24 protein-coding genes, 1 tRNA gene and 1 pseudogene are annotated in these 24,185 nt (G+C 45.8%); 17 read left to right on the top strand and 9 right to left on the bottom strand.

Annotated features, from left to right (window positions below):
• The first annotated feature begins 121 nt into the window (after positions 1-121).
• Entirely contained in the window at positions 122-1,789 is a 1,668-nt protein-coding gene (locus tag G7035_RS25915; protein WP_019686916.1) for an RsmB/NOP family class I SAM-dependent RNA methyltransferase, read from the top strand.
• Positions 1,786-2,568 (top strand): pseudouridine synthase, encoded by a 783-nt coding sequence (locus tag G7035_RS25910; RefSeq protein ID WP_019686917.1) that lies wholly within the window; start codon positions 1,786-1,788, stop codon positions 2,566-2,568. The genes G7035_RS25915 and G7035_RS25910 overlap by 4 nt, the downstream gene beginning before the upstream one ends.
• A 125-nt stretch (positions 2,569-2,693) precedes the next feature.
• On the opposite strand, the gene G7035_RS25905 is transcribed toward G7035_RS25910, so the two are convergent.
• Entirely contained in the window at positions 2,694-3,875 is a 1,182-nt protein-coding gene (locus G7035_RS25905) for a GGDEF domain-containing protein (RefSeq protein WP_019686918.1), read from the bottom strand.
• Between the two features lie 205 nt (positions 3,876-4,080).
• On the opposite strand from G7035_RS25905, the gene G7035_RS25900 reads away from it, so the two are divergent.
• Positions 4,081-5,205, top strand: a complete 1,125-nt coding sequence (locus G7035_RS25900; RefSeq protein ID WP_019686919.1) for a glycosyltransferase family 4 protein — start codon at positions 4,081-4,083, stop codon at positions 5,203-5,205.
• Here G7035_RS25900 and G7035_RS25895 read toward each other — a convergent pair.
• Positions 5,202-6,308 (bottom strand): YkvI family membrane protein, encoded by a 1,107-nt coding sequence (locus G7035_RS25895; protein WP_019686920.1) that lies wholly within the window; start codon positions 6,306-6,308, stop codon positions 5,202-5,204. The genes G7035_RS25900 and G7035_RS25895 overlap by 4 nt on opposite strands.
• Positions 6,309-6,449: 141 nt before the next feature.
• Between G7035_RS25895 and G7035_RS25890 the strand changes: the two genes are divergently transcribed.
• The 5 genes and pseudogenes from G7035_RS25890 to G7035_RS25870 all read left to right on the top strand — a co-directional run bounded on the left by G7035_RS25890 (position 6,450) and on the right by G7035_RS25870 (position 8,965).
• Complete coding sequence (locus tag G7035_RS25890) at positions 6,450-7,055, top strand: DedA family protein (protein WP_016819753.1); 606 nt, start codon at positions 6,450-6,452, stop codon at positions 7,053-7,055.
• An 85-nt stretch (positions 7,056-7,140) separates the two neighbouring features.
• Positions 7,141-7,713: pseudogene (locus tag G7035_RS25885) on the top strand (xanthine phosphoribosyltransferase).
• Positions 7,714-7,814: 101 nt separating this feature from the next.
• On the top strand, positions 7,815-8,159 hold the full coding sequence (locus G7035_RS25880) for a hypothetical protein (protein ID WP_013370520.1): 345 nt from the start codon (positions 7,815-7,817) through the stop codon (positions 8,157-8,159).
• Positions 8,160-8,298: 139 nt separating this feature from the next.
• Positions 8,299-8,520, top strand: a complete 222-nt coding sequence (locus G7035_RS25875) for a hypothetical protein (protein ID WP_016819755.1) — start codon at positions 8,299-8,301, stop codon at positions 8,518-8,520.
• A 115-nt stretch (positions 8,521-8,635) separates the two neighbouring features.
• On the top strand, positions 8,636-8,965 hold the full coding sequence (locus tag G7035_RS25870; RefSeq protein ID WP_016819756.1) for a carboxymuconolactone decarboxylase family protein: 330 nt from the start codon (positions 8,636-8,638) through the stop codon (positions 8,963-8,965).
• 135 nt (positions 8,966-9,100) lie between these two features.
• Here G7035_RS25870 and G7035_RS25865 read toward each other — a convergent pair whose 3' ends face one another.
• Entirely contained in the window at positions 9,101-9,637 is a 537-nt protein-coding gene (locus G7035_RS25865) for a YhjD family protein (protein ID WP_019686921.1), read from the bottom strand.
• A 222-nt stretch (positions 9,638-9,859) separates the two neighbouring features.
• Here G7035_RS25865 and G7035_RS25860 point away from each other — a divergent pair.
• The 3 genes from G7035_RS25860 to G7035_RS25850 all read left to right on the top strand — a co-directional run bounded on the left by G7035_RS25860 (position 9,860) and on the right by G7035_RS25850 (position 11,740).
• Positions 9,860-9,944, top strand: a tRNA-Leu gene (locus G7035_RS25860).
• A gap of 210 nt (positions 9,945-10,154) precedes the next feature.
• Complete coding sequence (msrA, locus tag G7035_RS25855; RefSeq protein WP_019686922.1) at positions 10,155-10,667, top strand: peptide-methionine (S)-S-oxide reductase MsrA; 513 nt, start codon at positions 10,155-10,157, stop codon at positions 10,665-10,667.
• A gap of 128 nt (positions 10,668-10,795) precedes the next feature.
• Positions 10,796-11,740: a divergent polysaccharide deacetylase family protein gene (locus G7035_RS25850; RefSeq protein WP_019686923.1), complete on the top strand. Its 945-nt coding sequence runs from the start codon at positions 10,796-10,798 to the stop codon at positions 11,738-11,740.
• On the opposite strand, the gene G7035_RS25845 is transcribed toward G7035_RS25850, so the two are convergent.
• On the bottom strand, positions 11,715-12,470 hold the full coding sequence (locus tag G7035_RS25845) for an N-acetylmuramoyl-L-alanine amidase (RefSeq protein ID WP_019686924.1): 756 nt from the start codon (positions 12,468-12,470) through the stop codon (positions 11,715-11,717). The two genes, G7035_RS25850 and G7035_RS25845, sit on opposite strands and share 26 nt — an antisense overlap.
• A gap of 286 nt (positions 12,471-12,756) precedes the next feature.
• On the opposite strand from G7035_RS25845, the gene G7035_RS25840 reads away from it, so the two are divergent.
• Positions 12,757-12,948 carry a YqzE family protein gene (locus G7035_RS25840; RefSeq protein WP_016819149.1) on the top strand — a complete coding sequence of 64 codons (192 nt, stop codon included), beginning with the start codon at positions 12,757-12,759 and terminating at the stop codon, positions 12,946-12,948.
• A gap of 102 nt (positions 12,949-13,050) precedes the next feature.
• Here the strand turns inward: G7035_RS25840 and G7035_RS25835 are convergent, their stop codons facing one another.
• The 4 genes from G7035_RS25835 to G7035_RS25820 form a co-directional block, all read right to left on the bottom strand.
• Positions 13,051-14,112 carry a hypothetical protein gene (locus G7035_RS25835; protein WP_019686925.1) on the bottom strand — a complete coding sequence of 354 codons (1,062 nt, stop codon included), beginning with the start codon at positions 14,110-14,112 and terminating at the stop codon, positions 13,051-13,053.
• 258 nt (positions 14,113-14,370) lie between these two features.
• Complete coding sequence (locus G7035_RS25830) at positions 14,371-15,321, bottom strand: YqhG family protein (protein ID WP_017425822.1); 951 nt, start codon at positions 15,319-15,321, stop codon at positions 14,371-14,373.
• A 2-nt stretch (positions 15,322-15,323) separates the two neighbouring features.
• Positions 15,324-17,216, bottom strand: coding sequence for a DEAD/DEAH box helicase (locus G7035_RS25825; RefSeq protein ID WP_016819152.1), 1,893 nt, complete (start codon positions 17,214-17,216; stop codon positions 15,324-15,326).
• A 135-nt stretch (positions 17,217-17,351) separates the two neighbouring features.
• The gene (locus G7035_RS25820; protein WP_182096000.1) at positions 17,352-18,191 is read right to left on the bottom strand and encodes a helix-turn-helix transcriptional regulator; all 840 of its coding nucleotides are present in this window, start codon (positions 18,189-18,191) and stop codon (positions 17,352-17,354) included.
• A gap of 164 nt (positions 18,192-18,355) precedes the next feature.
• On the opposite strand from G7035_RS25820, the gene fabF reads away from it, so the two are divergent.
• From fabF to G7035_RS25800, 4 genes are all read left to right on the top strand, one after another.
• Positions 18,356-19,594, top strand: coding sequence for a beta-ketoacyl-ACP synthase II (gene fabF, locus G7035_RS25815; protein WP_019686927.1), 1,239 nt, complete (start codon positions 18,356-18,358; stop codon positions 19,592-19,594).
• Between the two features lie 107 nt (positions 19,595-19,701).
• Positions 19,702-20,238, top strand: coding sequence for a GNAT family N-acetyltransferase (locus tag G7035_RS25810; protein WP_019686928.1), 537 nt, complete (start codon positions 19,702-19,704; stop codon positions 20,236-20,238).
• Positions 20,239-20,259: 21 nt separating this feature from the next.
• A complete protein-coding gene (locus tag G7035_RS25805; protein WP_172494061.1) occupies positions 20,260-21,213 on the top strand; it encodes a helix-turn-helix transcriptional regulator in 954 nt (317 codons plus the stop codon).
• Between the two features lie 106 nt (positions 21,214-21,319).
• Positions 21,320-22,060: a zinc ribbon domain-containing protein gene (locus G7035_RS25800; protein ID WP_019686930.1), complete on the top strand. Its 741-nt coding sequence runs from the start codon at positions 21,320-21,322 to the stop codon at positions 22,058-22,060.
• Positions 22,061-22,145: 85 nt separating this feature from the next.
• On the opposite strand, the gene G7035_RS25795 is transcribed toward G7035_RS25800, so the two are convergent.
• Entirely contained in the window at positions 22,146-23,381 is a 1,236-nt protein-coding gene (locus G7035_RS25795; RefSeq protein ID WP_019686931.1) for an MFS transporter, read from the bottom strand.
• 195 nt (positions 23,382-23,576) lie between these two features.
• Between G7035_RS25795 and G7035_RS25790 the strand changes: the two genes are divergently transcribed.
• The gene (locus tag G7035_RS25790) at positions 23,577-24,164 is read left to right on the top strand and encodes a TetR/AcrR family transcriptional regulator (RefSeq protein WP_019686932.1); all 588 of its coding nucleotides are present in this window, start codon (positions 23,577-23,579) and stop codon (positions 24,162-24,164) included.
• The last annotated feature ends 21 nt before the right edge of the window (positions 24,165-24,185 follow it).

Genomic DNA, 24,185 nt, shown 5'->3' with positions numbered 1-24,185 from the left:
CTCATTATTATACAACATTACAGCTTGTAGTGAAAGTTTGTAAATCACACAGATATTGCCGGATAACAGGTTGATTATGGTACAATAAAATTTATTTTAACAGGACAGGATGATTACGATTATGGGTGTACAGCTCCCCACAGCATTTGTAAAGCGCATGGAACAACTGCTCGGTGATGAATTTGAGGCTTTTATGGCTGCCTATGACCACACGCCCCATGCCGGGATTCGCGTCAATACATTAAAAATTCCAGTAGAGGACTTTAAGGAACGTTCTCCGTTCGAACTGCGGCCGATTCCGTGGTGCCCCACAGGTTTTTACATTCCGCACGGCACTAAGCCTGGACTTCACCCTTACTATCATGCTGGGTTGTACTATGTACAGGAACCAAGTGCGATGTCTCCGGTTGAACTGCTCAATATAGCTCAGGGTGAAGCTGTTTTGGACTTGTGCGCTGCACCGGGGGGGAAATCAACCCAAATCGCAGCCAAACTGCAAGGAAGTGGCGTACTGGTGACCAATGATATTAGCGCCGATCGAACCAAGGCGCTGGCTAAAAATGTGGAACTGTACGGTGTGCGCAATGCCGTGGTATTGAATGAAAGCCCGGATCGTATCGCAGATGCTTTTCCTCATTTCTTCAACAAAATTTTAATTGACGCACCTTGTTCGGGAGAAGGTATGTTCCGTAAGGATGAAGATATGGCCAAACAATGGGAGACACACTCGGTAGAAAAATGTGTGGTCATGCAACGGGACATTTTGCGTGTAGCGGCCTCGATGCTGAGCGATGGGGGAAGAATTGTCTATTCGACCTGCACCTTTGCCCCGGAAGAAAATGAAGGAATGATTGCGGAATTTCTGGAGGCTCATCCTGATTTTAACGTAGTCCCTGTTCCTTCGGAAGCAGGTTTTGCACCAGGCCACCCGGAATGGATGAATGAAGAGATTGCATCTGCACATCCGGAACTGCGAGGTACAGCACGCCTATGGCCGCATCTTGTAGAGGGTGAAGGGCATTTTATCGCCATATTGCAGCATCAGGGTGGTGGTCGTGTCACTTCGACAGCAGATCACACTGAGTCAGGAGAACTGGCTCCATATACGAACAAGAATGAAAGAATATTAAAAATAGAAGCAGCATATTCGCACAAGAAGCAACATTTGCCCGTCAAGGAAGCGCTGCTCCCAAGTGTCCAAGGAAGGCGCACGACTGATGAGCCTAAACGAACCGGAAAAGGAATGGGCGGAAAGTCAGGCAAAGGAAAGACCACGCGCGGCTTTGATGGTAACAAGTCACGTATGGGCAAAGAAAATGCAAAATCTGCTGTACGCTCCCCGCATGATGTGTTGGAATCTTATCATCAATTTGTTCAGGAGCAGTTGGAGGTTTCATTTGCAGGCTACACGGTGGTCTACGGAGATCGAATTTATCAGTCGCCGCTGGCATCACATCGTTTGGACGGGCTTAAGGTGGTACGTCCGGGCTGGTTTATGGGAACCGATAAGAATGGTCGTTTTGTACCTTCACATCCACTGGCGGTGGCTTTGCGCTCTTTTGAGGCGGTTAGAAGCATCAACCTTTCCAGCTCGGATGCTGAAGCCATCCGATATTTAAAAGGTGAAACCTTGTCCATCCCTGTTGAGAGAATGGAGCTTCGGAATGAAGTCCAACCAAAGGGCTATACTCTCGTGTGTATTGATGGTTATTCGGCCGGGTGGGGCAAATGGCAGGACGGCATGCTTAAAAATGAATATCCTACAGGCTGGAGGTGGACATCGGTATGAGTGGAAAAGGAAGACAAACTCAGCGTTTGGACAAAATTTTAACCCATATGGGCTATGGTTCCCGTAGTGATATCAAGAGACAGGTAAAGCAAGGTATGATCACAGTAAACGGACGGATCATCAAGGATAGCGGCTTACAGGTTCATCCATATCAAGATCAAATTGAAGTGAACGGCGAACTTGTTGTTTTTAGAGAGTATATTTACATCATGCTGCACAAGCCCCCAGGTGTTATATCTGCAACCGAAGATACGAGGGAACGAACGGTGCTGGATTTGCTGAGTGCGGAGGAACGACATTTCGAGCCTTTTCCAGTAGGGCGGCTAGATAAAGATACAGAAGGCCTATTGTTATTGACCAACGATGGCAAGCTGGCGCACGAACTACTATCTCCGAGGCGTCATGTCCCCAAAACGTATGAAGCTACGGTGTTGGGACTTGTCACGGAGGAGGATATTCTTCAATTTACAGCAGGAGTGGAACTGGACGATGGGTATGTCACCCTTCCCGCGCAGTTGACGATTCTTCGGCATGAACAGCCGCATCAGGCAGATGGGGAAGTCATTTCCTATATTTCGCTTGTAATCCATGAAGGTAAGTTTCACCAAGTGAAGCGCATGTTCGAGGCGGTTGGTAAAAAGGTGACCTACTTGAAAAGAACAGCCATGGGGCCATTGAAGCTGGATGATCAGCTTCCACTGGGCAGCTATCGAGAGCTGACTAGCGAAGAACTGGCATTGATCGGCCGTGATATAGTTTCCGCAACATCAGAAGCTTGATGGTAATATTAAATATAAATGACGCACAGACTCGTACGAGATTCCTGTGCGTCATTTTATGATATAGACAATTAGACAGAGCAGTATTCATAGGCAGTCTTCGATAACAAATCGTAATTTGCGAATTATTGTGCGCGTGCTGCCCGATTTTGTTTCACTTCCGCTGCCTTATAAGCTGTAACCTTGTTTTTACCTGTCGTTTTGGATATGTACATGGCTTGATCGGCCTGTTTGACGAGTTCATCCGGGTTCATTTCCTTCTTCACAGTACTGTGTCCGACACTGATAGTGACGATGCTTTCCTCAGCAACACGTTCGCGGATTCGTTCTGCGACCAGCGCCACCTTGGCCCGACGATCCACAACCATTGCGACCAGTTCCTCGCCACCGTATCGTCCGGTCAGCCCGATTTCATCCAGTTCGTCCTCCATAATCTGTGCCACCTGCTTGAGAACTTCATCCGCACGAGCATGGCCCTGCGTATCATTCAGCTTTTTGAAATTGTCAATATCGCAAAAAATGACCGACACGCGGATTCCCTGGTCCATATATCGTCGAAGTCGCCCCGAAAAATATTTACGGTTATACAGTCCTGTCAGGCCATCGGTAATGGAAGAACGATAAATCCTTTGGAGTAGCTCCACAATCCGTTCAAACAGGATGATAAATAACGTAGTGTAGTACAGCAATGGTAAAAATGACATCCACAGGATTGTGTTTGATCCGTCTGCTTCTTCAGGGATGTCATTTCGCAGCCAGAGAAAACCAAGCCAGAGCAGATAAGTGAATAGGCCTGCCATAAATTTCTTTGGCTGTCCGATTCGCGGGGTGATGAACAGAAGGCTTAATATAAGCACTAACACTCGATAAAACAAAGTGAATCCAACCAACTTCACTGGGCTAATCCAAGTAGGCAGCAAACCTAAAGTCCAAGCCATTACCGGCAGTATTAATAACGCAGCCAGCAACAGCAAGACCCATTTTTCCATAAGCTTTAGCTTTCGGTAAAGCTGAAATACAGCGGCATTGATGAGCACGAAGGCAAACGCCTCCAAAGCATTTTTCCACACGATTCCCTGCAGTTGCATTTGGCCGCCGCCTGCCGAATAGAGATTCATCGCTTCATATGTCATAATAAAAATAGCGGCAACCGAAAAAAGGATATAGGCTTTTTTTCGTTGTCTGCTATATATGATCACGCACATTAGCGCCATCATGAGTATAATATACAAACCGCAGGCTGCACTTATGGCCCCGGCCAGAGATGGGGAGCCCAAGGTTCCCAATAAGGACAACAACGTCAACATCACCGACTCCATTTGTAAAATTAATCTATCTATTGAACGGACGATATCGTTCCGATACAATAGACAGGATTTATTCCAGTTAAAATGTTATAATTTTCTTTTGTGCCTAACATTTATTCTCAATATATCATCTTTCAGAAAATCCGGAAACCTATACATATATCCTGTGTTCCGGGCAGTTTAATGCTTGAAAGGGGAAGCACTCATGAAATTGCTACAGGCTCTCTTTTTCCCACCCGAGCAACCGGGAGGCGTTTCATCCATGATTCCATATTTGCAAGAGCGATTTACGTCCCCCCGTTGGGAAATGGAGTTATTTTCAATCCCTAAACGGATTCGTAACAAGGGTAGGGACGAAGTAATCTTTGATACCTTCGACTGGACGAGATATGAGCAATATCCTATCGTTCAAAAATATATTCAGACGTACCGTGATTATTTGTGGTGGACTCGGCTTCGTATTCAGAAGCCCTTTGACCTTATTCATGCTCATCATCCGATTGCCGGGCTAGCTATGAAAAACGTATTTCCAGATACCCCGCTCGTACAGACGATTCACTCTTCCTATGAGAAGGAGTTAATTCTGAACGGGAAAATAGAGGAGAACGGGCCTGAACACCAATTCTTAGTGTCACTGTACCGAGAAATGGAGCAGAAGGCGGATCGCCTGATAGCAGTATCGCAATCTTTTCAGCATTACTTAACACCTTATGTACAGCATCCGCAAGATGTTGTGGTTATTCCAAATGGATATGATGAGAAGCGATTTAAGCCCATTCCTCACGAAAATGAAGTGACACAGCTTATGACCGTTTGCCGACTTGTTCCCGCCAAAGGACTTGATATTCTATTACAGGCTTGCGCTGAGCTGAAAAAAAGAAATCAGGAATTTGTACTTCATATCATTGGTGATGGTCCGATTCGGCCTGAGATGGAAGAGATGGCGCGACAGCTAGATATATACCATGAGACGATTTTTTATGGATATACTCTTCACCCGGAAGAGTTTATGCCTTTCTTTGATGTATTTGTATTGCCTTCGCGGGCGGAGGCCTTTGGCTCCGTATTTGCAGAAGCGGCATTGAGCTGTCTGGCATTGGTAGGTACAGAAGTAGGGGGAATACCGGAGCAGATTGAAAATGGGGTAAATGGTCTGCTCGTGCCACCCGATAATCCGAAGGCACTGGCAGACGCATTAGAAAAGGTCATCGCTGACCCTGCCTATCGTTATGAACTGGCTAGATCCGCCTGCGACAAGGCTAAATCAAGCTATTCATTAAGTCGTGCTGTTAACGAACTGAAGAAAATGTATTTGAAATTTCCGCACTAACCATGACGGGTATCACCTGGTTTGGAATCAGAATGCCGAAAGCTGGAGCGAGGACGTGAGGAGCGGAAAGGTCTTCCGCGTCCTGCTAAGATCAGTTTACTGACCCACATCAGACTGAGCATTCCAAAAATAGGATAAAGCACAGATAACAGTGAGCTGAAGCCGAACTGACTGATTAAAAAACAGGTGAGCATAATGAATAATGTAATGAGCTTGGGCGAAATTTGGACATGCTGACGAATTTGTAGACTGACTCCATAAATGTCGGCCACAAAGGTACTGAAGATCTCCATGAAAATGAGTAGAATGTATATGATTTCAACAAGGGCGCCTAGACGGTAAGCAATGCTTCCCATAGGGATTTCAAATTGCTGAATGCCTGGCATTTGCGCTGACATGACAAAATGTGCAGCCATCAGCATAAAGCCAACACCAATTCCGCCCAAAACACCGCCCCAGCGGATCGTTTTACGGGAGAAAGTTTGGCTGCCTAGAGGGACAAGCACGGCCTGAGCCATAGCCAGATTGAAGGACGTGTACAGGAGCGGAGATATCCATGTGCGTAGCACACTGTGGTCTGTCGTATTCGTAATAAAGCTTTGCGGATTGGGCATGGAAAGGGTACTGTGAACGAGCAAAAGAGATATAGTGATCATCAGCGGGACAACAATGGTATTCATATGCAAAATCGCTTTAATACCTTTATTCAGCAGCAAGTAAGTTCCGATTAGTGTAATGAGCAGTCCAGTCTGGTAGTGCAGGTGAAGGTGCTCCACAAAAACAGAGCCGGCTCCTGCCAGCATGACGCTGTTCACGCCAATCAGCACAAGAAGTGTGAATATGCTGATCCATTTTCCGGCATTGGCACCAAAAAGGTGCTTGTTCAGATCCTCGTAGGAGCGGGCTGAAATATCATGAGCGATCAGCATCATTTTCGTACCCAACCATACAAATATGAGTGTGGACAGCATAATCGTGATTGTAGCCCAACGTCCATATTGCGTAAAGAATTGCAATATTTCTTGTCCGGTAGCGAAGCCGGCACCGACGATTGTACCAATGTATGTAAAAGCAATCTGAAAAACATGAATATTACGTTTCATTCCCAGTCCCCCCTTGCCTGCTTGAATAACGCTGCAGCGAGCATATAATACAAACTATGTTCAACTGAAATAGGACATGACTGGATGAGACTGAAAATAATTATACTGCATTTAATGAATAGCTTGACGGGAGCGTAATTTATGGGTCAAATCCTTGCATGGATACTGGAATACGGATATTTGGCAATGTTCGGCTTGCTTGCCCTTGGAGTAGCTGGTATGCCGATACCCGACGAAGTGCTAATGATCGCCTTTGGCGGGCTCGTGTCTCAAGGACACTACAACTTTATTGCTGCGCTGGCAGTCACATTTTTCGGTAGTATGACAGGCATGATGCTTAGCTACACATTAGGTCGTCTGCTGGGCAAACCACTATTGCACCGATACGGTAAATGGGTGAGGCTTACGCCCTCCAGGATTGCTTCTTCCGAAAATTGGTTCGGACGCTATGGTACCTGGGGAATTTTGTTCGGATATTTTGTCCCCGGCTTGAGACATGTGTCATCCTATCTGGCAGGTACAACCCGTCTAGGTGTTTTTCGCTATATCGGCTATGCGTCAGCAGGAGCGTTGCTGTGGTGTGGTACATTTTTGGGGATCGGGCATGCGGTGGGCATGCACTGGGAACAGGTGGCTAAGCTGATGGAGAAGGTGACTCATCGGGTGGGCCTGATCGTTATTCTTTTAATCGTTTTGGGAGGAATCACCGCATGGTTCTGGAACAAGCGTAAAAAAAATATCACATGAATGCATGGAAAGCAGGCTATAGCTTGAAAGCGACGGGTGAAGTATGGTACTTTTACCGCATAGGAATGCCGTGGGAGGTCATGGAATGGAAGTATTAAAGAAACGAATTTTAAATGAAGGTGTGATTGCGTCAGATCAGGTACTAAAGCTGGATGGATTGCTCAATCACCAGGTTGATCCAGAGCTGACAATGGAAATGGGACGAGAGTTCGCAGCCCGTTTTCGGGAAGAGAAGATCACCAGAGTAGTGACCGTGGAATCCTCAGGCATTGCCATCGGGTTTGCGACAGCGTTGGAGTTGGGTGTACCGTTGGTATTTGCTCGTCGTAAAAAGACTTTATTAGCTGATCCAGATGCGCTGTGTGAGCGTGTACCTTCGTTTACAAAAGGGATTGTCACAGATATTATGTTGTCTCGTCAATTTATTCATGAGCATGATCGTGTCTTGTTCATTGATGATATTATCGCTAATGGCGATGCGGCACGAGGCATGGTTAAAATTATTCAACGCTCCGGAGCGGAGTTGGTTGGATTCGGGGTTGCGGTTGAATAAATGTTTCAGGCCGGAGCGAGAACCATTCGTGAGCAGGGCATTCGTGTAGAATCATTGGTTAAAATTTCGTCATTGGCTGACGGTAAGATAGAGTTTGCTGAATAGTAACAATTCGAAGCTTCGGATCCTTATTTCTAATAATAACCTTTGCATGAGCATCAATTTCGCTTATAATATATATAAGGTTTGGGAGAGGAGGCAGCAACATGGGGAATGAACAATTGACCGAACAGTTTTTTCTGGAAAAACTGGCAGCGGCTAAAGTGCATTTTGAACGCGCCTTGGATTGTAAGCATACGGAATTCGACGATTTGTATCCCTATATGATTGAACATCCTCAGTTTTTTTGGTATAAACGCTATGTGGCCTGGTCTGAGTTGCTGACATTGGTTAACCTATGCGAAGAATTGTCTTTCTCTTGGAAAGAAGAATTTACTGCTCACCAAGTGGAGTATGTAGAACAGCGAGTGTTGTCTGCACAAGTGCTGGACTTCTGGTACGAGAAGAACGATACAAAAGAACATGATCACAGTGTAAATCAGTCGGGATAATTTGTTGCTCTGTTGGCAATCCATATAAGTAGTAAGCGGAAAGAGACCTAAATGATTCGTTTAGGTCTCTTTTTAAACTTTTTCATGCTATAAAATTATGGCCGTTGTGTTGAAAAAAATGGATAAGGAGGGGACATGAATGATAATGGACGAAGAATTGGATGCTTATCGACTTTCTGGTGAAAAGGTACGCGTCGTACGCGATGGATTGGAGTCCAACGATGTGGTTGGCATTGTACTGGCATGGGATGATGAACAGGTGCTTATTCGCCGCCAGAATCGACGTGTGGTCAAGTTGGATCGCAGCTATACATATCAGCCGTTCAGCGAGCCGCGACACAATCCGATAGATCTGGATTAAGAAACGAGTTCCCAATGGGGATTGGCTAAAAAACGGGTGTTTCATTAGGCATACAGAAACTCTAAATCGGACACAGTAATAAAGGAAAACTCAACAGAGAGGGCGTGCTGTGTCAATGACGGTTATGGACGAAAAAGTACATGCATACAAGGATCAAATCAGCCATTTGGAAGATAAGTTGCCCGAGGTAGTTCATGCCTATCATCGCTTTACCGGAGAATGCTTTCAAGCCGGCAGTTTAGATGAAAAAACCAAGCAACTGATTGCGCTAGGTATTGGCTTATTTGCGAACAATGAGGTGTGTACGTTTTATCATGTGAATGAGGCGCGCTCCAAAGGAGCCAGTGATCAGGAGATTATGGAGACCGTTGCTGTAGCTGCTGCAGTTGGTGGAGGACATGCTCTAAGTCAAGGGGTTACCCGTGTACAGAAGGCGTTACATTAAAGCGAATCATTCATACAGATAATTTATAATCGTAATAGCGGACATAGATTGATCTCAACAAATGATGGTTATGAAAAGAAGCTTCCGAGCACAGTTAGTGCCTGCGGAAGCTTCTTTTTGCGTGTAGTGCGGGGATTATGCTCTTTTACTTGCAGCAAAAGCAGCAGGGCGAGGGGATTTATGCTTGTAGGCAGAAGAGGATGCAACCCAACTTCGCCCAACAACGCGTAGGGGTTTGGGGGTTGAGTTATTGGGTAATTCGGGGCGATATTTCTCTGGTAAAGGTAGAGCTGCCGTATGAGGCAAAGAGGTAGGGAGTCCCAAATAAGCTCGCATTCGTTCATACATTTCTTTGCGGAATGCGGACATAGGCATACGGAACTGTTCTTTGACGCCTTTATATATATAGGTGGCGTGAACGCCGGAGTGGTTTTGTTGGATGTCTAGAACACGAATGTGATACTTCTTAAATTCATGTTTGATTTCAGATAGCAGGATTCCGGTACGATCTATTCCTGCGTTAACCATTTCGACATAAAGATCAGGGGTTTTCAGCACGCCGCTTTCCTCAAGAATTAGGCTGTCACGCTCAAATACTTTTTGAATAAAGGTAAGGAGCAGATAACTTTTCACAAGAGAGCATGGATGCTGAGTAGTATCCGAAGAGATCATTACCATTCACCGCCTTAGGGAAATGTGATGATAATTCATAGTCATCGAAGTGAAAGAACATAAGTTAATAGGAACCTATGTTCTTATATTATCGTATTATTCCTTTTTTATCAAGAATAAATAAAGAAAAATAAAAGGTTTGACAACTTTATTTGAGCATGGTATGATCTATCTTGTCGCTAAGAAAGATTGATTCTTTTGAAATAGACGACAAATATATATGCGGTCGTGGCGGAATTGGCAGACGCGCACGGTTCAGGTCCGTGTGGGCTAACCCCCCGTGGAGGTTCGAGTCCTCTCGACCGCATCCATTTAGAAAAGGTTTATAGAATTGCTCTCGTAGCAGTTTTATAAACCTTTTCTATGTTTCGGAGTTATTGCAGATTTCCCAGGAAGGACAATATAAGGATTTGAATTTTATTCAAGTCCTTGAGCAATTCTTTTATAAGTTCAATTTTTAAGATATGATAGAAAGTAACACGTTTTATGATGAAGCTATTGAAAGGTTGGATGGAAGATGGAGAAAGCAACTTTTGCAGGTGGGTGCTTCTGGTGTATGGTGACTCCGTTTGAGGAGCAGCCGGGGATTCATAGTATTGTCTCAGGCTATACTGGAGGGGTGATTTCCGATCCGACCTACGAACAGGTTAAAACAGGAACAACAGGGCACTATGAGGTGGTGCAGATTACGTTTGATCCTGAGCTGTTTCCTTATGAAAAGCTACTTGAATTGTATTGGCCGCAAACAGATCCTACCGACGGAGAAGGTCAATTTCAGGACCGAGGCACACAATATAAACCTGCCATTTTTTATCATACGGAGCAGCAACTTGAGCTTGCACAGCAATCCAAGGAACAGTTGGTACAAAGCGGACGCTTTGATAAGCCAATTGTAACGGAGATTCTTCCGGCTTCGATTTTTTATCCGGCAGAGGATTATCATCAGGATTATCACAAGAAGAATGTGAAACATTATAAGGAAGATCGAGCCCAATCCGGTCGTGATGAATTTATCGACAAAAACTGGTAATCAGCTTTAATATACGTTATTATGCGCACTTCAAGGCAGATCAGAGATTATATCTCAGATCTGCCTTGTACATATTTAAACGGTTTTACTCACACAATGAAGGGACAGAGAAGGAGGCTGACCCGCAAATGAGTACACGACGGAAGCTGCACATGAGAAATATCATAAAAAAGGCTTTAAAAGCATCACGCAGCCGGAAGGATTCGTCTTATGCGCTTGCACACCATGCAAGATCTAGAATGCAAATAATTGTAGTGCTTTGTATTTCAGTCTGTATGTTATTTATGATCTGTAAAACTGCTGTTGCCGAAGCAATAGACCAGCAGAACCAGCAGAACCAGCAGCAAAAAAGGGTTGCTGTCATTATTGATGATTTAGGGAACAATATGAAAGGTACCGAGGAGATTCTAAATTTACCCGTCAAAATCACCGTTGCTGTCATGCCCTTCCTGCCAACAACCAAACAGGACGCTATGGAAGCGCATAAGCGTGGTCATGATGTTATCGTCCATCTTCCAATGGAGCCCAAGCAGGGCAAGCCTGAGTGGCTTGGACCGGGAGCAATCAAGGCTAATATGACGGATGAAGAAGTACGCGCCAAGGTGACAGCAGCAATTAAGGATGTTCCTTATGCCGTAGGAATGAACAACCATATGGGCTCCAAGGTCACCTCAGACAAGCGCATTATGTCCGTCGTTCTTGATGTTTGTAAGGAATATGGACTATTTTTTGTTGATAGCCGTACTAATTATTGGTCAGTGGTGCCTGAACTTGCCGCTAAAAAGGGAATGCCACCGGTGCGAAATGATGTTTTTTTGGATGATGTTCATACACTCGCTCATGTGAATCGGCAACTTAGTAAAGTGGTCGAATGGTTGGCAGAGCACGACACCTGTGTAACGATTGGACATGTCGGCGTGTCCGGCATGTATACCTCCTCAGGGCTTCATTCATCGGTCCCTAAATTAAAGGAGCATGCACAATTTGTCGGTATTAGCGATCTGGTGCGTGATGTATGGGGATGGACAGGAGACCCAGCCACGAATACTACCATGCCGTCAGATGCGCAATAATGCCTTCGGCAATAGCTTCAGCAATCCTTTTTTGACCGTGATCCCCGGAAAGCATGGCTCTGTCCTGCTCGTTGCTGATAAATCCGGTTTCCACTATTACAGCGGGATGTTGGATTTTATTCAGAAGATAAAAGGGTTTTCCATATATGGTTTGTCTATTCATGCAAAATAAGCGGTTTAATGAATGCTGAATCCGTTCAGCTAACAGATAGCTGCTGCCTTCATCCTGATACAGCACAATGGGTCCGCGTTTTTCGGCACGTTTGGTCCAATTGACATGCAGACTGACAACCAAAGAAGTAGGCAGTTGCTCTGTCAGGCTTTTACGTTGGGCGAGATCTTTAAGATGCCGCGATTTGGACTGCAACCAACGGTTATCATCACTCAGTGCGTAGTCCTTGTCCCGATTCAGGACAGCAGGGTAACCCTGGGAACGTAAGATCAAGTATAGTTTTTGAGCAATAGCAAGATTGATATCTTTTTCCAGAAGTCCTTTGTGACTTGTTCCACCATCCACACCACCATGACCTACATCTATCAGGACCACGGGTTTGGCAAAAGCGTGATAGGACCGGTTGAACGGGGGTTCTGTATGCTTGTTTATTTCGGTGCTTTTCTCTTCAGGCTGAGTAGTTGCATAAGCAAACGGGGTAAATACAGCACTACAAAGGAGGCAAAAACTTAACCCCAGCCCGGCCAGGCATATCTTCTTTAACTTTTTATTCAACACGTTCTATTCCTCCAATGGACGAATTGATTGTTTACTGAAAACCATGCATAACAGGCGTCAAACCTAAAGTAGCGTAGCTGTCTTCAAATATAACAATAAGCCTTGAGGAAACTGTTATATTGAAGATAGTATGTTCCATTTAAGGGAAACCATGCATAGTTATCCCGCAAGGGTTAGAGTTGCTGAAAACTGTGCAAGCTAGTGGTATCTGAACCTAACGTGTAATTTGGTATTTCCAAGATACGGTGATCGGAAATGTTAGGTCAGATGAAGGAGGTTATGGAGGATGGCGAAGAGTGACGAACTGGTGACGTACATTACAGAGCGGATTGTGCGTTATATGGAAACGCCGCGCGATGTTCGACGCAGCCAAAAACAAGCCAAGGAGCCGTGGGTAAGCAAATGGTTTGGAATGTTGCCTCTCGCTCTGAAAATGTGGATAAAATCCACACGCAGAGAGCGAAGAGAGCAACGTTAAACACGCCAAAGAGACCACAAGAGGCATGGGGTATGCCATTTGAGGTCTCTTTTTATGTTGTTTAGGGATAATTTCGAATTATTTTTAATGGTCCTAAAACTACTAAGATTCCAAACGGTAAAATTGACCATGAGGCAACAACTGTTTTAGTGGCACAAATCGGGAAAGACCATCGTGGTAGGTTAATGCATATAAAATGGGTTCGGACGGATGATCTGTAGATACCCAAGCTTGAAACCCGCTAATGGATAAGGGTCCCCCAAAGGCAAAATTGATGCTTGTGGCTGAAAAAATCATACGTGGTGAATTACTTAGCGCGTCCATAAATTGGTCTGTGTCATGAATGGAAAGTTTTTGCTTAGGTTGAAGCCAGCCCAGATCCTCATAGGGATCGAAAGGATCAGACGAGACAGTAACTGCTTGGGCCTGAGTTTTCAAAAAGGGTATAGATGAAGAAATCGCGTTGTTCTGAAGCTTATATTTCCAGCTCCCATCTGTTACTTCTGCAGGTAGCGGATCGCCAGTAACAGCATCAATACATATTTGGCTACCCGTAGAGGAACGTACCTGCCAGTAGGCTAATAGAGGTTCCTCATACATAGGTGTAATTTGTAGCTTGTCGATAGAAGAAAATTCGGTTTCTGTGAGCGACTTCAGGGATTGGCGAAGTATATCCATACTATAAGGTCCGCCTGGCCCATTCCCGTATTCGTTGAGTTGATAAGCGCCGTTTGAGTTTGATCCGATAATCAGGTAGCCAATGTATTCTCCTGCATGGTTCACTTGAACAAGCCAGCTATGGGTTCCAGGTCCGAGCGGATGGTAGCTGAGTTCGGCGTCTTTCCACGAAGCAAAAGGGGGTTGCGACGATAGAGATTGGACGGTATCGCTCGCTGTCCGTTTCACGTCCTCAGGCACCCCTTGCTGCTGAGTAGGAGGCTTTGATGAAACGTCACCCGGGGATGTGGAAGAAGTAGTAGGGCTCCTGGATTCCATTGTAGGAACCTGGGAGCTTTCGTTGTAGTTGGATGCTGAGCTTACATTGCTTTCTTGAACGGCTGAGGGAGCCGCATGAATGGAAGCGAACGGACAGACTGCGGACAGGCCGATCAGCACAGCTGCGATCATACCTACGCTATAATGCCCGGAATGATTTTTTTTCAATGGAATCCACCTTTCTGTCGGATGGCTTGCCGACGGAGGCATTCTTTTTTAACTAGCATACAGCTTGTCCGATGAAAAGACTGCTGCACTCTGTCGGCGCAAATGTCGTATCCAGGTTCGCTTTTTGCTGTCGATACATAGGGGACAAGCTTGACCACGCTTGTGGTTCCAGCAGCGGAAACTGATGTAGGCTGAAGCAAGATGTTACAACTTGACGACATGTCTGCTACTAACCTGCGAAGGAGCGTGAGATATCAGTTACCGCAGATGAAATATGCCGCAGTTAATGGCGGATACGAGTACCTTTGGCTCATATTGCCATACCATTTCTTTACGACGGGCTTGATGCTGCTCTAATACGGATTCTTTTTTATCCTCTTCCTCTTTCTGTTCCTTGATTAGATCTTCGTAGTAGTGGTCAATAACCTCTAGCTCCTCGCGCAGTCGTTCCTTCGCCTGCTCAGCCCAATCATAATCTTGCTGTCGGAGCTGTTCGGTGAGATAGCTTTCAAGCGAGGTGGAAGCCTCAGGGACAGATAGCTGCGCTGGCTGTACATGCATATTGCCTGCCAGCAGCGGGCTGAGCTGCCGGGTTTCGAGCATAGCGCCAAAATTGGCTACAATAGTGCCACTTTTGAGTGAAATACCTAGCCACTGAAGTTCCTCGCGCTTCAAATCGCAGGCAAACTCAATCTTGTAGCAGACGCTGAGCCAAGCTTCGTAGACTACAGGAGAACGGGCAGACAACTGACGGGCATCCGGCTGCTCGAACAAATAAACATATTTTCCTCCATCCCGAGCAGCTTCAAAAATTTGATGCAGCCGACGGCTTCCGTATCGGAGTTCCTCCTGCATAATGCGACCAGGCCCTAATTGCGGTAACGTCGGTACATGACCGAAGTAACGCCCCATGACCTGATCTTGTGCTGCGTTGCCAGCTACAGGAGCTGGTGGCGTCTGATCCGCTAAACGTTCCTGTTCTGTCCGATAGGCTTCCCCATCAAAGATGAATGTGAAGGACATGGTTTGCGCTGGAACGCCAGTACGCTCTACGTATCCCCAATAGTAGGGGCGATTTGTCAAGGCTTTATCTGCCTCTGGAGACAGCTTGACAGTTACATGGTGGGGAGACCTCTCAATGATGCTGCATCCAGTAGATTCCAGATAAGTGTGGACAAAACGCTGGACTTGCTGTGCATTCATAGTCAAGGCTAGCGACCCCCTTTCACACTGCGTCGAGCTTTGGTTGGAGGAACTGCATCACCTGCTAAGCCTAACAAATCCTCGGTAACACTTGAGCTTACTCCTGTTAGCCGTCCTTTAAGCTGTTTTGTTCCAGGTGACTTATCGGTTGCTACATTTGGAGAGACTGACGGGTCTGTGCGTATTTGTGCTATTTCTTGTTTGATGGAATCCAGCGAGTGGCCCAACTTTTGCATTTTTCTACGAATTTCATCATCACTACTGGACTCAAGCATGATTTTATATAAACTCTTTTCAATGGATTCTTTTTTCTCAAACTTTTCCAGAATAACGTCCAATCCGCCAATGACCATCTCAAACATATTAATCTTTTCATGCAGAAGGTGCAGGATATGCTCTTCAATCGTTCCGGTAGTGGATAGGTTGAAGATATTTACGTCATGCTTCTGTCCAAGTCGATGCACCCGTCCAATCCGCTGTTCCACGCGCATGGGATTCCACGGCAAATCGAAGTTAATCATGTGGTGACAAAATTGCAGATTAATGCCTTCACCGCCTGCTTCTGTAGCAATCATGACCTGAATGCGACCACGGAACAGATCCATCATCCAATCTTTGCGGCCCCGGTTCATACCGCCTCGGTAAGGAACGGCAGACAGTCCGCGATCCCGGAAATAGTTTAGTAAATACTCCTGTGTGGCCCGATATTCTGTAAAAATAATCACTTTTTCGTTCATCTTCCGGATGAGCTCCAGTGCTTTTTCTGCTTTGGAATTGGCCTTGATCGCTTTAATGTGTGCGACCAAGTCCCAAACACGATCACGTAGGGGAGAGTCAGGAGCCATCTTTTTGGACAAATTGACCAGCGTGACAAACACAGCGTCCCGGCTACTGCACACCTCCCGTTGAAGGGTAACGAGAGACAGCATGCTGCTTAAATTTCCGCCATTCGCCTGATATTGTTCTTTGACAAAAGAGGTCACCCCATCGTACAGCGCTTGCTCTTCTGGCGAGAGTTCCAAGTGAATGTTGGAAACATTTCGTTTAGTGAATTGAACCGGACCTTCTCCACGACGATTGCGGATCATGACTTTAGACAGCTCATCCTTGAGCTGATCTTCATTTTTGGGCAGACGTTTATCTACAACAAAGTTGGCTGAAAAATCGCCTTGTCTTCCCAATTGACCGGGCTTGAGTAACGTGATCAGATTAAACAGCTCAGATAGATCGTTTTGTACAGGTGTTGCTGTCAGGAGCAAACAATATTTTTTACGCAACTTCATAATGAACTGGTAGTTGGATGTTTTTTTATTCTTCAGCTTATGAGCCTCGTCAATAATGAGCAGGTCATAATCGGTATCTAGCAGGATGTTACTATGTGGCTCCCGTTTGGCCGTATCCATAGAGGCTACGACAACCTCGGAAGACCAGGAATACGCTTTTTTCTGGGCGACTGCGGGAATGCCGAATTTGCTATTCAGCTCACGCACCCATTGCAGAACCAGAGAAGCGGGTACAAGAATAAGCACTTTAGAAGCCAGCCCACGAACCAGATATTCCTTAAGGATCATTCCGGCTTCAATCGTTTTGCCTAAACCGACCTCATCGGCAAGAATGGCACGTCCAGACATCTCAAACAGTACCTTTCGAGCGGTATCGAGTTGATGGGGCAGTGGAGTGAGGTCTTGCAAATGCTGAAGACATTGAAGCTCATCAAAGCTCGGCACCAGCTTGGCCTTTTCCGCCTCGATTGCCAGCTGATACAGATCCCAATCTCCCCAAGGACCTCCCTTGTGCAGGCGTTGGTCCAGCTCGTCCTGCCAGCTGCGGTCAAATTGTATCGGAACAGGCAATGGTGCTTGGCTTTGTGCGTGCTGGGAACTTGTCGGTTTGGCTTTCATGATGATTCCCTCCCTCCTAGTAGTAGCACCGTTGAAGCTCTTGGCTCTGTCACATATATGACATCTATTTTGCACAGATCGTAGATGTAGTATGGACGGAAAAAGATATCTTCATAACAGGAGGGATAAAATCCTTTAGCTGCCTTCCATTAACTTTTGGAGTTTACTTTCCGTAGAAGTTTGCGCATTGGGGGTGTATATGCTGCAACGGAGATCGACACTGCCTTGTACCTGAAGGGAAGTCAGGTCAAATAACATTTTGCCAGACTTAGCATGACGAAATTCAATGAGCACTTCTGGAGCGGAGCTTACCTCACTCTGATTCCAAAGCTCGTTAAACTCTGGGTAGGCCTGACTCATGTTTTGTATAAATTGAGCATACCAGGGGTCTGTCACGTATTGCCCGTAATAAGCGCGGAATATAGCGAGAAACCCCTTTACAAAGTGTTCCCAATTCACAGCCAGACTTTTAAACTCCTTTTTGGTAAATAGCAGTTCGATCATATTGCGCTGCTCATGTGGTAGTTCGGCAAAATCCATAAAAACATGAGCAGCAGCTTCATTCCAGCCGACAATATGGCAGCGCCGATCTGAAATAATAGCAGGACAGTAGTGCAACTCTTGTACGATCTTTTGCAAAGATGGAGAAATGATCGCTTGTTCTTCAGGAGTAGGAAGGTTATGAGACCCGGCTTCCAGCGCTAAATCGTACAAATATTTACGCTCATCCGTGTTCAGCTGCAAGGCAGCAGCAATAGCATCCAATACGGAGGCGGATACCTTAATATCCCGTCCCTGCTCCAGCCAGGTATACCAGGTTGTACTGACACCTGCCAGCTGAGCGACTTCTTCTCTGCGTAAACCTGGTGTTCTGCGACGTGACCCTGGAGGAAGACCAACCATATGCGGATGTAGGCGGGCCCTTTTTGTTTTCAGAAAAATAGATAGTGCTTCCAGACGTGCTTCCGTTTTCATTAGATATTTTCTCTCCATTCGATGAGTGTATCTGAAGTAATTAAATCAGGCGCTTACTATAGTAGTGTTCATTATACCAGGATAAACAAACACTTGTAATAGGATAAGACGAGGGTAAAATGAGGATTATAAGTAAGCCATCAAGCAGGAGGAATGAATAGCTTATGCAAAGAGTAGTGATAACAGGTATGGGTGTCGTTTCGCCATTGGGCAATGAAGTAGGCACGCTGTGGAACAATTTGCTGGAAGGCAATTCAGGTATACGTAAAATAGATTCATTTGATGTGTCCGATTTAAAAGCACGAATTGCTGGACTGGTACAGGATTTTGATGCAGAAAAGCAGTGGGGCCGTAAGGATGCCAGACGAATGGATCGATTTACTCAGTTTGCATTATATGCGGCAGAGCAAGCGCTCAAGGATTCTGGTCTGGAACTGGATCACACTGATCTGGAGCGTGTAGGTGTCTATGTGGGGTCAGGAGTCGGCGGTTTGGATTCGTTGGTAGATAATGTGGACGTGCTGTTACATCGTGGTCCGGGTAGAGTTAGCCCAACGCTGGTACCTATGATGATCTCGAATATGGCTGCTGCACAAATAAGTATCGCGTTCGGAGCGATGGGTCCTACGCTTTCACCTGTAACGGCTTGTTCTATTGGGAACACTGCAATTGGAGAGGCGTTTCGGACCATTCGTACAGGAGATGCGGATGTCATTTTTGCCGGCGGAGCTGAAGCCGCAGTGTCCCGATTGGCCTTGGCAAGCTTCGCTAATGCAACTGCCTTGTCAACACGTAACGAGGAGCCTTCGACAGCAAGCCGACCGTTCGACAAGGATCGTGACGGCTTTGTCATGAGTGAAGGAGCGGGTATCCTGGTACTGGAGTCGCTGGAGCACGCTACCCGGCGTGGGGCGGAAATCTATGGTGAGGTCATCGGTTATGGAGCGAGTTCGGATGCCTATCATATGGTTGCACCGCATCCTGAAGGAACCGGAGCTTACCTAGCAATGAAAGCGGCCCTTCATTCGGCTCGCATCGCCCCTGAAGAAGTGGATGTGATCAGTGCCCATGCAACGAGTACGGCTGTAGGGGATATTGCTGAGACTTTGGCGATCCACAAGCTATTTGGTGAATATGCTTATCAGATTCCGGTTACCGCGAATAAGTCCATGCTTGGTCATATGCTAGGAGCCGCAGGCGGTATCGAAGCAATTGCGCTTGTTCAAAGTCTTCGGGAAGGTATCATTCCGCCAACGATGCATCTGGATAATCCCGACCCTGATTGCGATCTGGATTATGTACCTAACGAAGCACGCAAGGCTCCACTAAATATTGGGTTATCTAATTCTTTCGGCTTTGGGGGTCATAATGCGGTCATTGTGCTGAAACGCTATGAGTCATAATACGTAATGAGTTTTGAACCTCAGGTGCTCTATCCGACTGGATCTAGCATCTGAGGTTATTTTAATCTAGGCATGATAGATTCAATTTAAATAAGAGATAGAGTAAGATGGAGGAAAACATTTGGAGGGATGAAGCCATGATTATCATCAGGAACATAGAGCTAGCAGACGCTGAAGCGTATTGGAATTTAAGACTGGAAGCCCTAAAAATGAATCCCGAAGCTTTTGGAACCTCTTATGAGGAAGCTGTACAAGTTTCGTTATTTGATATAGTGAAGCAAATACAAAATAAGAGAGATCATTACATACTTGGTGCATTTACAAAGGATCATCAGCTGGCTGGCATGACCGGGTTTAGAAGAGAACACAAAATTAAGACACGGCATAAAGGAACGATTTGGGGAGTGTATGTACCACCGATTTACCGAGGCCAGGGGATCGCTAAGAAACTTTTATTGGAAGTTATCAGTCGAGGTAGAAAAGTGGAAGGATTAAAACAAATCAATCTAAGTGTGGTGGCTGCCAATCAAGCAGCTGTCGAGCTTTATAGGAAATTGGAGTTTAAAACCTATGGTATTGAAAAGAACGCTTTGGAATATCAAGGTCAGGGATATGATGAGGAACTCATGGTTTATTTTTATTAAGGGTGAAAGGTTTTGAAAAACATGAAAATTGATCGATTGCTTTCTATCGTCATTTTGCTGCTGAAAAGAAATAGAATACAAGCAAAGGAACTCGCTGATTTGTATGAGGTTTCGATTCGGACGATTTATAGAGATATTGAAGCGATTAGTCTGGCTGGTATCCCAGTAGTAACTTTTCAGGGAGCAGGTGGAGGAATCGGCCTGATGGAAGGATATCGCCTGGATCGAAGTATGCTGACGGATCATGATATCAAGGACATTGTGATGGGCTTGCAGAGTTTGTCCTCGTCGTTGGGCGGTCCCAACGTATCCCGGTTACTTCATAAATTTGAAAGTATTATACCAGAGTCTGAAAAAGAGCAATTTAGTGTCCGTACCACACAGTTTATCGTCGATCATTCGGGATGGGGAAATCAGTCTGTCCAGGAAGCTAAATTAATCAAGATAAAAGAGGCAATGAGTCAAGCCCGTACGGTTGCTTTTACCTATCGAAATGCGGAAGGAGCCCGAACAGAACGGGATGTGGAACCGCATACGCTTGTGCTGAAAGGGCAACAATGGTTTGTGTATGCGTATTGTCCCGACAGGGGGCAGTTTCGGTTGTTCAAGCTTTCCCGTATGAATGAGCCTGTGGTTACAGAGACGGCTTTCACTCGCAGGGATCTTTCTAATGAAGTGCTGCCGTGGAATGAAGGGCGGATGACGGCATCCAGCGCTGTACAACCATTTACGCTACAATTTAACCGCACCTCAAGACATCTGGCGGAGGATTGGTTTGGTGTGGAAGCATTGAACGAGCAGGAGGAAGGGATTTACACGGTTTCAGTCCCGTTTCCTGAGGATGCGTGGGTGTACGGATTTATTTTAAGCCTCGGACCGGATGTGATTGTCAAAGAACCAGCCCATTTGCGAGATAAGATTTATAAGATGGCGTTGCGTATTGCGTCTAATTATGAAGAAGAACAGAAATTATAAAATAATTATTAGACTAAAGTAAAACGAACCTGACCCATAGTTGTCAGGTTTGTTTCGTTATACTGGTGGCATACCAGATACGAATTGGCGAAAGGGGATTTACGAGATGGATAAAGCTTGTCAAAGTTGCGGGATGCCACTGGAGCATGAGGGTCAATATGGGACGGATGCACAACATCATAATACAGATGAGTATTGCAAGTATTGTTACAAGGAAGGTGCATTTGTACAGCCTGACTTGACAATGGAGGGAATGATCCAGCAGTGTGTGCCGATCCTGGTAGAAGAGGGAATGCAGGCAGAAGAAGCGACTTCGATGCTGCGTAATTACCTACCAAATTTGAAAAGATGGCGGTCTGTGGAGGATACAGAGCTTCAATTTGATGGCCCCATTCGGGAGGAGTACCGAGGTGAAATCCATTTAATTGGACTAAAAGCACGTACAAATAATCAGAAGGAACAAACGTCCCACGGGATCATTCCAAACATGTGGGAACGTTTTGTAGGTGAGGATGTGGCAGGCCGGATCAGAGGTCCTCAAGGACTTGCTTCCGTCTATGGTTGCTATACTGACTATGAAAATGGAGCTTTGGGCGAGTATACATTTTTTATCGGAAAGGAAGCGGCTGAGGATTTCCAAGCTCCTGACGATCTTGAAGAACTTGTGATTCCGGCTGCACGCTACGCTATTTTTCAGGCAACCCATGAACCTTCTTCTGTCTTCCGTGTATGGCAGACAATTTGGGCATGGGCCGCCACGGGACAAGGGGAGCGGACCTACACAGGTGATTTTGAAGTGTATGGCAATCCAGATGAACCTGTTTTGATTTATATTGCAATCAAGTGATGATTTACAGTGATAGAAGAGAACCGTCTAGGCCGTTGTTGAGGCCCGGGCGGTTTTTGTTTGTTCAATCCATATGGATTTACCATCAAGTTGAACGTCGAGTCATCGCCCAAAAAATGAGAGCCAGAGCACTGACACCCGCCCCCAATAGGCAAACTCCGTTCCACCCAGCATAGGTATACATGTGAGTGGAGGTAATGGCTCCAGTGGCGCTACCGATGGAATAAAAGATCATGTAGCCTGCGGTAAGTCGGCTCCGTGCTTCAGGGCGAACGTTGAAAATCAAGCTCTGGTTAGTGACATGTACAGCCTGTACGGCCAAATCCAAAAGAATGACACCAAGAGTTAAAGCGAATAGAGAATGCTCGGTGTAGCGTATAGGTAGCCAGGACAGCAGTAATACAACTAGTGCGATACCTGTCGTTCGTTGTCCCAAGCCTTGATCAGCAAGTCGCCCTGCTTGGGCTGCTGCTAATGCTCCGGCGACTCCAGCCAGGCCGAAGGCCCCAATTGCAGTGTGTGAAAGAGACAATGGGGGAGCACTAAGAGGTAATACAAGCGAAGTCCACAATATGCTGAACGCTGTGAAAATAAGCAGCGCAAGGACAGCACGAATACGCAGAATTCGTTCTTGGACGAACAGTGCGATAACCGAGCGAAGCAACTGCCCATAGGAAAGTGTAGCGCTTGTGGGTTCGTTCTTTGGGAGTACTCGCAATAGAGCCACAGCCATAAACAGCGTAAGTATAGCAGAAATAAGGTAAACTGAACGCCAGCCTGCCAGATCAGTTAATACACCAGCAATGGTTCGTGCGAGTAAAATGCCGATAACGACTCCGCTGGTTACCAGTCCTACGACCTGCCCGCGTTCAGTCGGATGAGCCAAGGTCGAGGCGAATGCCACGAGTGTTTGAGTCACTACAGCCAGCAGCCCAACCATTGCCATGCCCATAAGCAGTATTGTACGGGTAGGGGCAAAGCTAACAAGGATTAATGCCAGCACAGATAGCAGCATCTGTCCTGTAATCAAGCGCCGCCTGTTCAAGAGATCGCCAAGCGGGACGAGTAGCAGCAGTCCTAACGCATAACAAATTTGCGTGACGGTAATAACGATACCGACCGATGAGTGTGTAATGCCAAACTCGTGCGCCAGCGCATCCAGTAATGGCTGTGCATAGTAAATGTTAGCGACAGCCAGCCCGCAGGCTATGGCAAACAAGAGCGCCACAGACCGGGACAGGACCGGAACGGGAGCTATTTCGGCAGTGCTGGCTACCGTTTGATGGGGGAGTAGTATCGCTTTTTCTTCTGACGTTTTCATTTTCACATTCCACGTCGCTTTCTGTGATTTACATATCAATCAGTATAATATACTGATCGGTATGTAATAATTTTAGGTCAATATAACTCTCGTCAATAAGAATTGTCAAGGGTTTAACCCGTACATATTTGACAGCCGCTTCTGAAGATCATACAATCTTAATATACTGAACGATACAAAAAGAAGGGGTTAAATATGGTTCGACCACGAGAATTTGATGAAGATCAAGCGTTGGATGCAGCGATGCAAGTTTTTTGGGAAAAGGGATTCGAGGCCACGTCTTTAAGTGATTTGACCTCCCGTATGGGAATACAACGCCCCAGCATATATGCTGCCTTTGGGGATAAAAAGCAATTATTCGAAGCTGCGCTGCGTAAATATACGCAATCTCATGCAGCTTGTGTAAGGGCTAAACTGCAAAATAGTTCATCTGTAAAAGAAGCATTTTACAATTTTTTTGGGGGAGTGGTGGCGGAAGAGTACGAGAAGGAGTCTAACAAGGGATGTTTTTGCATCAATACAATGGTAGAGTTAGCCCCTCATGATGAGAGGTTTGAAATTTTAACTAGAGAACATCAGATGTATCTTTCTGCTGTCTTTCAGGCGACCCTCGAACGTGGTATTCAATCTGGGGAGCTTGAGGTGACTATGGATGCACGAGCTTTGGCACATACTTTAGTCTCTTTGTTAATCGGGATAACTGTAATGATGAAGTCACGCCCAGAGCGTTCTTTTGTGGATCATGCGATTACGACCGCACTTATGTTGCTGGATGGAAAATAACTTAGGACAGGAGAACACTTG

It is taken from the genome of Paenibacillus polymyxa (assembly GCF_015710975.1).
GTDB lineage: Bacteria > Bacillota > Bacilli > Paenibacillales > Paenibacillaceae > Paenibacillus > Paenibacillus polymyxa.
Note: the sequence above shows the minus strand (reverse complement) of the source record. Positions and strands in the feature narration are given on the sequence as shown.